General features: G+C 74.3%; 10 protein-coding genes. All 10 read right to left on the reverse strand.

What is annotated here, in order from left to right; genetic code table 11:
* Nucleotides 1-36: 36 nt before the first annotated feature.
* Entirely contained in the window at nucleotides 37-1,110 is a 1,074-nt protein-coding gene (locus ACFY15_RS32060; RefSeq protein WP_390690597.1) for a C45 family autoproteolytic acyltransferase/hydolase, read from the reverse strand.
* Entirely contained in the window at nucleotides 1,107-1,712 is a 606-nt protein-coding gene (locus ACFY15_RS32065; protein ID WP_390690598.1) for a GNAT family N-acetyltransferase, read from the reverse strand. Before ACFY15_RS32065 ends, ACFY15_RS32060 begins: the two co-directional genes overlap by 4 nt.
* Nucleotides 1,713-1,715: 3 nt before the next feature.
* Nucleotides 1,716-2,003, reverse strand: coding sequence for an acyl carrier protein (locus ACFY15_RS32070; protein WP_390690599.1), 288 nt, complete (start codon nucleotides 2,001-2,003; stop codon nucleotides 1,716-1,718).
* Nucleotides 1,996-3,708, reverse strand: a complete 1,713-nt coding sequence (locus ACFY15_RS32075; RefSeq protein WP_390690600.1) for an AMP-binding protein — start codon at nucleotides 3,706-3,708, stop codon at nucleotides 1,996-1,998. The genes ACFY15_RS32070 and ACFY15_RS32075 overlap by 8 nt, the downstream gene beginning before the upstream one ends.
* Complete coding sequence (locus ACFY15_RS32080) at nucleotides 3,708-6,998, reverse strand: amino acid adenylation domain-containing protein (protein WP_390826556.1); 3,291 nt, start codon at nucleotides 6,996-6,998, stop codon at nucleotides 3,708-3,710. The genes ACFY15_RS32075 and ACFY15_RS32080 overlap by 1 nt, the downstream gene beginning before the upstream one ends.
* Nucleotides 6,995-9,283, reverse strand: coding sequence for a class I tRNA ligase family protein (locus ACFY15_RS32085; RefSeq protein ID WP_390826557.1), 2,289 nt, complete (start codon nucleotides 9,281-9,283; stop codon nucleotides 6,995-6,997). The genes ACFY15_RS32080 and ACFY15_RS32085 overlap by 4 nt, the downstream gene beginning before the upstream one ends.
* On the reverse strand, nucleotides 9,280-10,572 hold the full coding sequence (locus ACFY15_RS32090) for an NAD(P)/FAD-dependent oxidoreductase (protein ID WP_390826558.1): 1,293 nt from the start codon (nucleotides 10,570-10,572) through the stop codon (nucleotides 9,280-9,282). Before ACFY15_RS32090 ends, ACFY15_RS32085 begins: the two co-directional genes overlap by 4 nt.
* A complete protein-coding gene (locus ACFY15_RS32095) occupies nucleotides 10,572-11,900 on the reverse strand; it encodes a lysine N(6)-hydroxylase/L-ornithine N(5)-oxygenase family protein (RefSeq protein ID WP_390690604.1) in 1,329 nt (442 codons plus the stop codon). The genes ACFY15_RS32090 and ACFY15_RS32095 overlap by 1 nt, the downstream gene beginning before the upstream one ends.
* Before the next feature lie 85 nt (nucleotides 11,901-11,985).
* The gene (locus tag ACFY15_RS32100; protein WP_390826559.1) at nucleotides 11,986-13,185 is read right to left on the reverse strand and encodes a saccharopine dehydrogenase C-terminal domain-containing protein; all 1,200 of its coding nucleotides are present in this window, start codon (nucleotides 13,183-13,185) and stop codon (nucleotides 11,986-11,988) included.
* Entirely contained in the window at nucleotides 13,175-14,257 is a 1,083-nt protein-coding gene (locus ACFY15_RS32105; protein WP_390826560.1) for a saccharopine dehydrogenase, read from the reverse strand. The genes ACFY15_RS32100 and ACFY15_RS32105 overlap by 11 nt, the downstream gene beginning before the upstream one ends.
* Between the last annotated feature and the right edge of the window lie 22 nt (nucleotides 14,258-14,279).

Genomic DNA, 14,279 nt, shown 5'->3' on the forward strand with positions numbered 1-14,279 from the left:
CACGGCCCTCCCCGGTCCCGGGGGTGCGACCTGCGCCTACAGGCCGAAAACGCGGCTGCGGGAGCGTGCGGGGTCGCCCGGGCGGAGGTGGAGGCGGCCGGCCGCGGGGAGCATGACGGCCGCGGCGACCGTGCGTTCGGCGCGGATGTCCCCGCGGTCGGGGACGCGCAGGGGCGGCTGGGACAGGAGGGTCAGGTGGTCCTCGGGGGTCGCGGTGGCGGGGAGGGCGGCCAGGCCTTCGGCGGCGGCGTGCAGGCGGCGCAGGGAGGAGTTGCGGGCGAAGACGTTCAGTTCGTCCGCCGGGGCGAAGTCCGGGTGGAGGTAGTGGTTGGTGTGGGTGAGCGCGCCGGGGCCGGCGGCCTCGGTGACGCGGAGGTCGCCGTCGAGGTGTTCCACGTAGAGGGCGCGCTCGGGGTCGCAGAGCATGAGGGAGCGGGAGCTGGCCAGCGGCAGGTCCGCGAGGAGTTTGAGGGCCTGGCCGGTGTCGGCCGCGGTGTCGAGGAGGTGGCGGATGGCCAGGTACGGGGGGACGCCCGGGCCCCAGGTGCCGCCGAGGACCAGGTTGAGTCCGACGGCGAGGCCGTCGCTGTTGAGGCCGAGGTAGCCGAGGAGGCCGGCGAAGCTGAGGACCAGGGAGCGGCGGGCGGTGCCGGCGCGGGCGATCTCCAGGACGCTGATGTGGCTGTCGAGGTCGCCGCTGAGGTCGACGGTCTGGGCGAGGACGGGTGGCCCGGCGCCGGGTCCGGTGCGGGCGTAGGTGGTGCAGTCGCCGCCGGTGCGGACCTTGGAGTAGCCGAGGATCTCGCGGCGCAGCTGGAGCAGCCAGGCCTCGTCCTCGGAGGTGCCGGCTCCGTCGGCGAGGCCGGCCACCTCCTCGGCGAGGTCGGGCAGGCAGGCGGTGACGGCCCTGCGGTGGGCGGCGATGGTCGGGAGCAGGGCGGCCAAAGTCAGGGGGCGGGGGACGAGGTGGTTGAGGCGGGCCAGGCCGTCGTCGAGGAAGGCCCGCAGGGGCGTGGCGAGGGCCGCGCCGTGGGCGCGGCCGATCTCGTACGGGGTGCCGCCCGCCCGTATGTGGCTGATGCCGGGGCCGGCGGCGGCGGGCTCGCTCATGCCGGTACGGCCTTCCTGGGGCCGCGCGCGAGGTGCGCCCGGACGGCGGGCCATTCGGCGCGCAGGATGCTGTAGAAGACGGCGTCGCGGCGGCGGCCGCCGGGCATGTAGTTGAAGCTGCGCAGGACGCCCTCCTCGGTGGCGCCGATGTTGGCGAGGCCGCGGCGGGCCTGGACGTTGAGGACGTCGGTCTTGAACTCGGCGCGTTCGGCGCCGAGCACCTCGAAGGCGTGTTCCAGCAGGAGGGCCTTGGCCCAGTGGTTGACGCCGCGGCCGCGGAAGTCGCGGCCGAGCCAGGACCAGCCGAGTTCCAGCCGGCGGTCGGCCTCGGCCATGTTGCCGAGGCTCATGCTGCCGGCGATGCGGCCGGTGTCCTTGTCGGTGAGGGTGAAGACGATGCGGCGGCCGGCCGCGTGGTCGGCGAGGTTGGCGTCGAAGAAGGCCTCGAAGTCGGCGTCGGTCTCGACGGCGGCGACGAAGTAGCGCCAGATGTCGGGGTCCATGGCCACGGCCCGGATGCCCTCGCGGTCGGCCTCGGTGACCGGGGTGAGGCGCACCCGGTCGTTCTCCAGGACGGCGGCGGCGTGTTCGGTCCAGCTCATGGTTCAGGCTCCGGTGGTGGCGTGGTGGTGGCGGGCGAGAGCGGCGGTGACGTCGCGGAGGGTCTTCATGTCGGCGAGGTCGTGCTCGGTGAAGTGGGCGAGGTCCACGCCGGTCTCCTCGCAGACCTCGGTGAGGAAGAGGACCTTGTTGAGGGAGGTCAGCCCGTAGGCGGCGACCATGTCGGCGTCGGGGTCGATCTCCTCGGCGGGGACCTCGGGGACCAGGACGAGGGCGAGCTGGTCGCGGGCGGCGTCCTCGACGAGGGTGTGCGCGGCGGTGGTGTCAGGCATGGATTCCGGCCTCCTGGGAGTGCAGCGGGGCGTGGTAGGCGGCCCGGATGTCGGGGCGCTTCGGCTTGTACTGGGAGGTCAGCAGGCCGCCCTCGATGCTGAACGGCGGGTCGGCGACGAGGACCCGGCTGATGCGCTCGTCGGGGGTGGTGGCGGCGTTGACGGCGGCGAGGCGGGCGGCGATGGCCGCGTGGTCGGCGGGGGCGGCGGCCGGGGAGACCACGGCGACGAGGTCGGTCTGGGTGGGGCTGAACAGTACGCATTCGGCGATGGCCGGGTCGGCGCGCATGAGTTCCTCGATGGGCCGGACGATGACCTTCCTTCCGTTGTCGAGGACGATGACGTCGTCGGCGCGGCCGTGGACGAAGAGGTAGCCGTCCTCGTCGAGGTGGCCGAGGTCGCCGGTGCGGACGGTCCCGTCGGGCGAGAAGACCTTCTCGGAGTCGCCGGGGCGGGCGTAGGTGTAGTGGTTGTTGACCGGGTGGGTGCTGCGGACGCTGATGACCCCGTCGTCGCCGATGAGCACCTCCTTGCCGCGGACGGCCCGTCCGACGCTTCCCTCGCGGTGGGCGCCGGGGTGGTTCTTGGTGACGATGCAGGTCTCGTTGAGCCCGTAGCCCTCGTAGAGGGGCAGGCGGGCCTCGTGGTGGAAGAAGCGGAGCACGGCCGGGGAGGCGGGAGCGGAGCCGGTCCACAGGTAGCGGATGCGGTCGCCGAAGAGGGCGCGGGCAGCCTGTTCGGGGCTCTGGGCGGGGGTGCGGCGCAGGCGGGCCCCGATCTGGCGGCGGGCGGTCTCGTAGAAGGCGGGGACGCCCATGACGACGGTGGGGCGGACGCGGCGCAGGGCGGCGAAGGCGGCCTCGTAGGTGGTGACGGTGACGTCGTGGCCGTGGAGGAGGGCGGAGTAGACCCAGTAGCGCTGCTGGAGGAGGGAGAGGGGCAGGAAGACGAAGAGGTGGTCGTCGGGGGTGTGTTCGAAGATCTCCTGGACGGCGGTGAGGGAGCTGTCGATGCTGCCGGCGGTGGCGCCGAGGCCCTTGGGGACGCCGGTGCTGCCGGAGGTGAACTTGATGGTGGTGACGTCGCCGGCGTCCCAGGTGACGGGCGGGAGGGGCACGTCGGGGGCGGGGCCGGGGCCGGGCTCGGTCAGGGCCAGGACCTCGTCCATGGGGAGGACGCCGGGGACTCCGTCGGCGGGCTGGTCGGTGCAGAGCAGGTGCAGGGCGTAGCGGTCGGCGAGTTCGGCGGAGGGGGTGAACTTGCCGGGTTCCAGGCCGGCGGTCTGCGCGCCGAGCCGCAGGGCGGCCAGGTCGAGGAGGACCCATTCGAGGCTGTTGGCGGCGAGGATGCCGATGCGGTGGCCGGGGCCGATGCCGTGGGTGCTCCGCAGGTGGCGGGCGAGGCGGTTCGCGCGGTCGTGGAGCTCGTGCAGGGGGATGGTCCGGGTGCCGTCCAGGCGGGCGACGTGGAGGTGGCCGGTCGTCGGGGGCGGGCCGTCGACGATCCGGCGGATCGTCTCCGGCTCCGCCGGGGGTGTGGTCGGTCGGGTGCGGGTCGAGTGGGGCTGGTCGCGCAGTTCCCCGCGCCCCTGGGGTGGGAGCGTCGTCGGACGGGTGCCGGTCGGCTGGGGCCGGGCGCGCAGTTCCCCGCGCCCCTGGCGGGGCTGGGGTTGGGCGCGTGGTTCCCCGCGCTGCTCGGGGGACATCAGGCCCCCTTCGGCATGAGGGCGGTGGCCATCGCGCGGACCGTGTCCAGTTCGGTGAACTGGTCGAGGGTGAGGGTGACGCCGAAGCGCTTGCGGGTGGCGGTCAGGATGCGGGCGGCCGCGATGGAGTCGCCGCCGAGGGAGGTCAGGGTGTCCAGGGCGCCGACGTCGGGGCGGCGCAGGACGGTGGACCAGATGTCGCAGAGGATCTTCTCCGCCTGGGTGGCGGGGGCGCTGCCGCCCGACGCGCGGCCGGCGGCGGGCGCCTGGGCGCCGAGTTCGGCCAGCCGCGTGCGGTCGACCTTGCCGTTGCGGGTGAGCGGGAACTCCTCGTGCCAGAGCACGGCCGCCGGCAGCATGTGGTCCGGCAGGTCGGCGCGCAGGGCCTGGCGGATCTCGGACAGGTGGGGGCGGTGGCCGCCGGAGGGGACGAGGTGGGCGACGAGCCGGTTGCCCTGGGGGGCTACGACGGCCCGGGCGATCTCGGCGAGGGCGGCGAGGCGGGTCTCGACCTCGCCGGCCTCGATCCGGTAGCCGTTGATCTTGATCTGGAAGTCGCTGCGGCCGAGGATCTGGATGCTGCCGTCGGGCAGGTACCGGCCGAGGTCTCCGGTGCGGTACATGCGCTCCCCGCGGGCGGTGTCCTCGTAGAAGCGCTCGGCGGTGCGCTCGGGGTCGCCCCAGTAGCCGCGGGCCAGTCCCGTGCCGGCGGCGGTGATCTCGCCGGTGACCCAGTCGGGGGCGTCGAGGCCGTCGCGGTCGATGACGTAGGCGCGGTTGTTGGAGTTGGGGCGGCCGTAGGGGATGGACGCGGACCCGTCCTCGTCCTCCCCGACGGGGTGCAGGATGTTCCAGACGGTGGTCTCGGTGGGGCCGCCGAGGGAGACCACCTCCAGGCCGGGCACGAGCTCGCGCAGTTGTGCGGGCAGGGCGGGCGGGATCCGGTCGCCGCTCATCATGACCAGGCGCAGCCCCGGCGGTACGTCGCCGTCGGAGCGGGCCTGGCCGTGCAGGAGGCCGACGATGGCGGGGACGGAGTTCCACACGCTGACCCCGTAGAGCCAGCACAGTTCGAGCCAGTGGGCGGGGTCGGTGGCCTTGTCGCGGTCGGGCATGACGAGGGCGGCGCCGGCCGAGAGGGCGCCGAAGACGTCCCAGACGGACAGGTCGAAGTGGAAGGCGCTGACGGCCATGAACCGGTCCTCGGCGGTGATCCCGAAGCGGTGGTGGCAGTCGGCGACGAGGTTGGCGACGCTGCGGTGGCTGACCATGACGCCCTTGGGGGCGCCGGTGGTGCCGGAGGTGTACAGCACGTACGCGAGGTCGTCCGGGTGGGATCCGGGGAGCCGGTCGGGGAGTTCGGCGCGGCCGGAGCAGGGCCGGGTGAGGTCGAAGGCGGCGACGGTGTCGTCGGAGGGCCGGCCGGTGTTGGTGAGCACGCAGCGGACCCGGCCGTCGGCGAGCATGTACTCCTGGCGGGCGGCGGGCAGGCCGGCGTCCACGGGCAGGTAGGCGGCTCCGGCGAGGACGGTGGCGAGGATGCCGACGATCTGCTCGGGCCCGCGGTGGCAGACGAGGCCGACGAGTTCGCCGCGGCCGACGCCCTGGGCGCGCAGCCAGGTGGCGGCGGTGGCGGCCCGGTGCAGGAGTTCGCCGTAGCTGACGGTGCGGTCCGAGGTGAGGATCGCGGGGGCGGCGGGGCTGAGGGCGGCCCGGGCCACGATGGCGTCGCCGAGCATCTCGTCGGGGAGTGCGACGGCGGTGTCGTTGGCGGCGGTGCGGCGCTCGCGCTGGGCGGGCGGCAGCAGGTCGAAGGCGTGGAGCTGCCAGGAGGCCTCGTCGACGAGGGTTTCGAGGAGGGTGCGGTAGCCGTGCGCGAGGTCGTCGAGGAGGCCTTCGCAGAACAGTTCGTCGATGCCGTCGAGCTGGACGACGAGGGCGCCGTGCTGCTCCATGGCGAAGGCGTTGAGCCATACCTGGGGGGTCTGGCTGACGGAGTAGACCTCCTTGCCGAAGAGTTCCAGGGCGGAGCCGTCGACCTCGCTGCTGACGTGTCCGATGGCGCTGTTGAAGGTGTACGGCATGCGCGCGGCGGTGACCCCGCCGCGGCGCCGGGCGAGTTCGCGCAGCACCTCGACGCCGGAGAAGTGCCGGTGGTCGATGTCGGTGTGCAGCCGGGCCTGGAGGAGCTGGGCGCGGTCGGCGAAGGTCAGGGCCCGGTCGACCTCGGCCTCGACGAGGAGGGTGTCGGAGAACTGGCCGATGGCCTCGAAGACGCGGGGGTGGACGGGCGGGCGGTGGGCGACGGTGGTGGTGAGGGTGAACCGCTCGCCGGCGCCCCAGGTGGCGAGGGTTTCGGCGTAGGCGGCGAGCAGCAGGGCGGAGGGGGTCAGGCCGACGGCCGCGGCGCGGTCCTTGAGGGCGGTCCAGACGGTGCGGTCGAGGGTGACGCGGCGCGGGGTGAAGCGGGTCTCGGTCAGGGCGGCGGGGCTGGTGCGCAGCGGCAGGTCGGGGTGGGGGGCGAGGTCGTCGGCGCGTTCCAGCCAGTAGGCGCGGGAGCGGCGGGCGGGGGCCTTGTCGCGGGCCGCTTCGAGGGCGGCGAGGTAGTCCTCGTAGGGGAGTTCCTCGTGGACGTCGGCGCCGGGGCTCTGGTAGGCGTGCCACCAGGCGCGGAAGAAGAGGAACATGCTGATGCCGTCCATGACGAGCCCGTCGTGGCCGACGTGGAGGAGCATCCTGTCGTCGTCGAGGATGGTGGCGTCGACGGTGAGCAGGGGGGCCTGGTCGGCGGGCAGGACCTGGTGGGAGCGCATCTCGCGGAGCTGGGCACGGATGGCGTCCTGCTGGCGGGGGGTGTGGGAGCGCAGGTCGAGGACGCCGATGCGCGGGGCGAGGTCGCCGTACTGGGTGGCCTGGCGTTCGTCGGACAGGAAGCGGGAGCGCAGGCCGCTGTGGGCGGCGACGACGGTGTCGAGGGAGGCCTGGAGCCGGTCGATGTCCCAGTCGCCCTCGATCTCGTGGAAGACGTGGCTGGAGACGTCGCCGACCTCGAAGACGCCGCCGCGGCCGAGGTAGTAGCTGCGCTGGAGGGGGGTGAGGGGGAAGCCGGGGCCGTGGTCGGCCTCGCGCTCCAGGTGGGCGACGAGGGCGGGTTTGGCGTCTCTGACGCGGGCGATGAACTCGGGGTCCATCCGTTCGCGGTTGCCCTGGAGGCGCAGGTCGCCGTCGGCGAGGCTGATGGTCAGTCCGCGCTCGGCTATCTCGCGCAGGACGTGGCGGTGCTGGTTCATCGGGCCTCCCCCGAGGTCAGGGCGGCGACGGCGGAGGGCTCGGCGCGCTCGGCGATGACGGCGGCGAGCTCCGCGAGGGTGCCGCCGTGCAGGAGTTCGTCCATGGACAGGTCGACGTCGAGGGCGTCGAGGATCTGGTACTGGACGGTGACGGCCTGGAGGGATCCGGCCGCGAGCTGGGTGAGGGTGCGGTGGGCGATCTGCTCGTCGGCGCCGAGGCGCAGGGCGGTGCGGGCCACCTGGGTGAGCCAGGGGGTGAGGGCGGGCTCGGCCTGGGCGGCTCCCTCCGCCCGGCGCGCGGCCGGGGAGGGCTGGAAGAAGACGGCGTCGGCGAGGTCGACGGCGGCGCCGGGGGTGAGGAGTTCGACGGTACGGGGCCACGTGCGCGGGCTGTCGGTGCCGAGGGCGGCCGCCAGCCGGGCGGCGAACCGGGGCATGACCGGGGCGGAGGCGTGCGCGAGGAGGCGGGCGGCGGCCAGTTCGAGGGCGACGGCGGTGCGGTTCTCGTCCTCCCAGCCGGGCGTGTCGGTGAGGAGGCCTTCGGCGCGGGTGAAGCGGACGGTGTCGCGGACGATGCCGTCGAGTTCGGCGGCGGCCTGGGCGAGGGAGAAGGAGTCGTTGCCGAGGGCTCCGGTGACGGCGTCGAGGCGGGTGCCGAGGCGGGCGAGGAAGGCGGTGTGCTCGGGGGTCCAGTTGCCGGCGTCGGGAGCGCGGCCGCCGTGGTGCTTGGCGACGCGGGCGCCGAGGTCGGTCAGCCACTGCTGCCAGGTGCCGATGAGGGTGTCGGCGAGGACGGCCTCGTAGGCGGCGCGCCGGAAGTCGGTGCGGCTGCCCTCGGGGCGGGTGGTGGCAAGGAAGTAGCGGACGGCGTCGACGGTGTCGGGGGTGAGGACCTCCTTGCCCCAGATGGCGTGCCGGCGGCTGGTGGAGAACTTCTCGCCCTCCAGCAGGTAGAACTCGTTGACGTGGTAGTCGATGTCGGGGGTCCAGCCGGGGTGGGCGAGCTGGTAGAGGACCGGGTAGAGCACGGAGTGGTAGAAGCTGTTGTCGTAGCCGAAGAAGTGGACGATCTTCCAGTCCGCGCTGGGCTCTGCGGCCTTCCAGGGGCGGCCGAGGCGGGCGCCGAGTGACTGGATGCCGTGCAGGAAGCCGTAGCTCATCTCGGGCCAGACCCAGATGACCTGTCCGTCGGTGTCGCCCTCGCGGGGTTCGACGCCCCAGCCGGAGGGGTGGGTGAGGGGGAGGTCGAGGGCGGGGCGGCGGAAGAGCCGGTCGGCGAGTTCGCGCAGCCGGGCGGGGACGCGGCCGCGCCGGTGGTGGGCGCGGACGTCGCCGGCGTAGGCGTGCAGGGGCAGGGTCCAGCGGGCGGCGGGGGCCGGGCGGGGTGCGCTGCCGGTGGAGGCGGAGCGGGGTTCGGCGAGGTCGGCGACGGTGTTGGGTTCGCCGCATTCCTCGCAGAGGTTGCCGGAGGTGGTGGCGCCGCAGCCGGGGCAGCCGCCGGTCACGTCGGCCTCGTAGAGGTACGCGCCGCTGAGGGCGTCGTAGAGGGCGTCGTGCTCGCTGACGGTGATCTCGCCGGAGGCGACGATCCGGCTGAAGAAGTCCTGGAGGCCCTGGCGGTAGCCGGGGTCCTGGTCGGTGACGGTGTACTGGTCGAGGGGTATGTCCATCAGCCGCAGGGTCTCGGCGATCTCGGCGCTGTAGTGGGCGGCGGTCTCGGCGGGGCTGCGGCCGTCGCGGCGGGCGGCGCCGACGACGTAGCTCTGGTAGTCGTCGCTGCCGGTGAGGTGGTAGGCCTCGGTGCCGTTCATGCGCTGGAAGCGGGTGAAGGCGTCGGCGCCGAGGTAGGGGCCGGCGAGGTGGCCCAGGTGCAGGTCGCCGTTGGGGGTGGGCGGAGTGGAGAAGACGAAGACGGGGCGGTCGCCGAAGCCGGTGCGGTGGGGTGCGGAGGCGGCCTGCGCGGCCCGCTGGGCGTCGCGCCAGTACTGGGTGAAGAAGACCAGGTCGGTGCCGTCCTCGGCGGTGTTCTCCAGGACGTGGGACTCGAAGGGCTCGAAGAGGACGACGGTGCCGGGGGCGGCCTCGTGGTGTTCGCCGCCGATGAGGAAGCGGCCGCGGCCGGAGACGATGACGAACAGTTCGGTCTCGTCGTGGTGGTGGTCGTCGGTGGCCCGGCCGGGGGCGACCCGGCCCCATCCGGCGCCGGTCCCGAGGCCCTCCACACCGCTCATGTCGATGCCGAACGCCTGCTCCAGCACGTCGTCGTCATAACTCGCGATGATCATGTCGTGGCCTTTCGCGGGGACGGGAGGGAGGGGATCAGGTCGACGGCGCGGGCGGCGAGCGCCGGGGCCAGGCGGTAGCCGGAGCCGCCGGCGGCGCCCGCGAAGACGAGCCGGCCGTAGGGGTCGAGGGCGGTGGCCAGGGGCGTGCCGTCGGGCCCGTACGCGTCGCAGAACACCCGGCCCGACCGGCAGTGGGCGGCCAGGGCGGGGGCGTAGCGGGTGAGGAGGGCGCGGCCTTCGCGCAGGTGGCCGGCGGTGACGGCCGGGTCGACGGTGGCGGGGTCGACGTCCCACTCGCGGCAGGTGTAGCTGAGCAGCCAGTGGCCCCGGTGGTGGACGGGCAGCAGGAAGGCGTCCTCCTCGTGCAGGACGACCGCCCGGTCCCCGGGGGCGGGTGCCGTGTCCACGTGCAGGGCGACGACCTTCTTGATCCGGGTCCCGAGCGGGGCGACGAGTTCGCGCCAGGCGGGTTCGCCGGTCCAGGGGCCGGGGGCGATGACGACGTGTCCGGCGTCGAGGGTGGCGCCGCCGGTCAGGGTGAGCCGGGTGCCGCCGGGGCCGGCGGCGGCGGTCTCGACGGCGACGCCCTCGCGGAAGGAGACGGCGGGGCGCAGTTCGGCGGCGAGGAACTGGGTGAGGGCGTGGACGTCGGCGTGCTGGCAGCCGTCGCCCTCCCAGGCCCCGAAATCCTTCGGCAGGACGGGGACGCAGGGGGGCAGTTCGGCGGTCCAGCGGAGCTTGGCCTCGGGGAGGTAGGCCTCGCGCAGGGCCTCCTCGGCGGACTCGGGCGCGAGGACGGTCATGTCGACGGGGTGGATGGGCAGGTCGGGGCGGGCGGTGTGGAGGTCGGCGTAGAAGCGCTCGCTCTCGGCGGCCAGGGCGCGGACGGCGTCGTTGGCCCCGCGCGGGAAGTGCAGTCCGGCGGAGCGGCGGGTGGCGCCGGAGCCGATCATGTCCCGGTCGAGGACGGTGACGGTGGCGGCGGGGTCGCGGGCGAGGACCTCGCGGGCGACGAGGACGCCGAGGATGCCGGCGCCGACGACGGCGACGTCGGTCCGGGCCCCGGTGGGCCCGCCGGCGTGGGGCGCGGTGGTGCGGTAGGCGGGGGCGGTGGTGGGGCCGGCGGCGGGACCGGTCGCGGACCCGGACGGCATGCCGGTCACGGCGGGAACGGCGGTGTCGGCCGGCAGGGAGGGACCGGCCGGGGGCTGCGGCGGGGCCGTGGGCGCGGGGTGGGCCTCGGGGTCGGTGGACAGGGGGCGGCAGGAGCCGGCGCGGTCCGTGGTCATCAGGCGGTCCACCGTTCGTCCTGGGGGGTCTTGGAGGACCACTCGATGAAGGAGGCGAGCTGCTCGTCCCCGCGTACGCCGCACAGCCGGTCGGCGATGCGCCGGCTGCGCCAGGCGTTGAGGCTGAGGTTGGGGTCGGCGAGGCCGCGCTGGCCGCGGACGCCGTTCTGGACGAAGATGCGCCGGTCGGCGGGCCCGTCCCAGCGGACGGCGTAGTCCTCGTCGACGCGCAGTTCCTCGCCCTCGTGCTCCAGGCGTCCGGCGAGCGGGGCGAGGAACTCGGTGGCGGCGGGCCGGTAGCCCGTGGCCCAGACGATGACGTCGGTCTCGAACTTCTCCACGGACCGCTCCTCCTGGGTGTGCCGGGCGCAGACCTCCCAGCCGCCGAAGGGGCCGGGGCGGACGTCGAAGACCTCGCGGCCCGGGTGCAGGGCGACCAGGTCCTCGTTGCCCTCCACGAACCGGTGGACGTAGATGCCCTGGTAGATCTCGCGCAGGGTGGACTCGGAGATGCCGTCGCTGCTGAGGACGTTGCGGGAGTTCAGCGACTGGCGGCGCTCGCGCGGCAGCCCGTAGAAGTAGTCGGCGTGGCTGGGCATGTAGTAGTCGTTGGTGAAGGGCGAGTCGTCGATCGGGAAGTAGTTCTGCCGGCGCGAGATCCACGAGACCCGGCGGGGCAGGTCCCAGCCGCCGCGGGAGATCAGGTCGAGGAAGGCCTCGGCGCCGGACTGGCCTCCGCCGATGACCACGACCCGCTTGCCGCCGACGTCCTGCGCGTTGGCCATGTAGTCGCTGACGTGGAACTGGGTGGGGCCGAGCTGGTGGGCGCCCAGCGGCGGCACCCAGGGGCGGCTGCCGACGCCGACGACGACGTTCTCGGCGGTGACGGTGCGGCGTCCGGTGCGGACCGTGAACACCCCGCGCCCGTCGTCGAAGTCGACCTCCTCGACGCCCTCGCCGAAGACGACGTTCTCGTTGCGGCGGCTGGCCCAGGCCAGGTAGTTGCGGAACTCCAGCCTCGGCACGTCGTCGAACCGGGCGTTGAGGAAGTGGTACACCCGGCCCTTGGCGTGCAGGTAGGAGAGGAAGGAGAAGGGGTTGGCGGGGTCGGCCAGGCTGACCAGGTCCTTGAACTGGGAGACCTGGAGGCTGGTGCCGGGGATCTGCTGGCCGTCGTGCCAGCCGAAGGACTCCTTGCGGTCGAGGAAGAGATTGGGTACGTCCGGCCTGCTGTGCAGCAGGGACGCCAGGCTGAGGTTGGCCGGGCCCACGCCGACTCCCACGCAGCGGAAGTGCGTGATGCCCGGCCGGAAGCTCTCGTGCCCCATGGTTCGGAACCTCTCGTTCGATGTGCGGTGGGTGAGGTGAGGGGGAAGTGGGGTGAGGGAGGGGTGGGGTGGGGACGTCAGGCGGTCATGCCGGTACTCCTGCGGGGGTGGAGGCGGTCTCCTCGTAGCGGCCGGCGAGTCCGTGGGCGCCGAGGAACGACAGCCAGCGGGAGGCCTCGCGGGGCGTCCCCGCGGCCCGGTTCAGCCCGGCGGGGAGGGCGCCGGCCAGGATCCGCGTCACCCCGTAGGCGACGGGCAGGGAGACGCAGCGGGCCATGGCCGACTCGTCCGGGCCGCCGGTGAGGTCGAGCAGGCGGGAGCCGCGCCAGCGCTCGCCCGACCTGGTGCGCAGCTCCAGCGAGACGGACAGCACGACGCGGTCGAGGTCGGCGGGGCCGGACGGGTGGCGGGCGGCGAGCTCGTGGGCCAGGGCGCGGACGGCGTCCTGGTCCCCGGCGGCGACGGTCTCGAAGACCTCCTCCCAGGCGGTGCGCCAGCCGGCGTTGCGCAGCGTGCCGCGGACGAAGGTGTCGAGGTGCCAGTAGTACGGGATGCCGTACTGGGCGACGAAGGGGAGGCTGTCGCGGTTGGGGTAGACCTCGAACTCCTCGCCCGCCAGGGTCAGCGGGGTGGTCGCCTCCCAGGGGCGCGAGGCGGTGAGTTCGGCGCACCCGTCGATGTAGCGGGCCGGGTTGCCGAGGGCGCTGAGGACCCCGTACGGGGCCCAGCTGAAGCGGTAGCGGAACGGGCCGGGGACCGCCGGGAGGCCTCCGCAGTAGGAGGTGAACACGGCGGTCGCCGGCGACGGGCCGAACGCGTCGCGGGCCCGGGCGACGAGGTCGTGGGCCATGAGGTGGTCGATGCCGGGGTCGAGCCCGGCCTCGGTGAGGACGACCGTACGGGCCCGCGCGGCCGCCCGCTGCGCCTGTTCGGCCAGCTCCGGGGAGGTGTAGCTGGTGCAGGCGAAGTGGGCGCCGCGGTCGGCGGCCAGGCCGAGCAGGGGGGTGTGCTCGGTGGCCGGGAGCATGGAGACGAGGACGTCGCCCGCGCCCGTCTCCGCCGCCAGGGCGGCGGGGGCGAGGGCGCGGACCTCGGCGCGGCCCGCCAGGCCGAGGGCGGCCAGGCGGGCCGCGGCGCGCTCGGCCGTGCGGTCCCACAGGACCACGCGGCGGGCGCGCTCGCAGACGAGGGAGAGGCCGGAGCGGCCGGTGGACAGTCCGGTGCCTATCCAGTGGACGGTGCCGGACGCGGGGGCCGCGGCGGGCGCGGACAGGTCAGATGACAAGGGGTGCCTCCTGGACTTCGACGGCCGTCCGGTAGGTGTGCAGGGCGCGGGCCCAGACGCCGTCCCACTCGGCCAGGCGCAGCAGGTGCGGGGCGAGTTCGGCGGAGAAGGCGGTGCTGGCCTCGACGGGGAGGAGGGAGGGGAGGTTGTCGATGGCGATCAGGTCGAGGGGGCGTTCGCCCTCGCGCAGGGTGCGGACGGGCTCGGCCCAGGTGGTGGTGGTGTCGTAGACGGGCAGGACGTTGCAGTCGGAGGTGACGTCGCAGGTGACGTCGGAGACCAGGCGCAGGCGGCGGACGGGCTCGTCCAGGTCGGCCTTGGTCAGGAAGGGCGGTACGGGGGTGCTGGTCAGGACGGTGTTGACGAGGAGGTCGTGGCCGAGGAGGGCCGCGCGGTCGAGGTCGCGGGTCTCGGGCAGGTCCCAGCGGGTGGGTTCCAGGCCGGCCTGGACGAGGGCGTCGCAGGCGCCGCGGCCGCAGCGGCCGAGGGCGCCGATGACGAGGGCGGCGGTGGTGTCCGCGGCCGGCGCCGTGGAGGCGAGGAGGTCGTCGAGGGCGGGGCGGTCGGTGGGGACCAGCGGGGTGGTGAGCGCGCGGCGGTGGTGCAGGACGGCGAGGGCGGCGCCCACGTAGCCGGCCCAGTAGCCGAAGGCGGCGACGCGGCGGCCGGAGTCGTCGGTGAGGTACTCCATGTCGAGCAGGGCGCCGCCGCCGGTGGTGAAGCGGGCGAGCAGCTCGCGGGCGCCGGACTGGCCCTTGTAGGCGTGGCCGAAGTAGATGTGCCGGTGGCGCAGGGCGGGGGCGCCGGGTCCGCCGGGGAGTTCCTTGAGGCCGAGGACGTAGGCGTCGTCGGGGGCCTTCTCGTGCCAGGTGCCGGCGGGGGCGGTGGCGCAGCCGGCGGCGGCGTAGTCGGCGAGGGGGAAGGCGCGCTGGGCCGACTCCTCGACGGTGATGCGGACGCCGGCCTCGACGAGGCGGGCTGCGTCCTGCGGGGTGAGGGGGGCGCGGCGTTCGGTGGAGCGGGCCTCGTGCCGCATCCAGAGGTGGGTGCGGTCTGACGTGTGGTCCGACATGGTGCGTTTTGTCCTGTCTGGA

It is taken from the genome of Streptomyces sp. NPDC001373 (assembly GCF_042895815.1).
Taxonomy (GTDB): Bacteria; Actinomycetota; Actinomycetes; order Streptomycetales; family Streptomycetaceae; genus Streptomyces.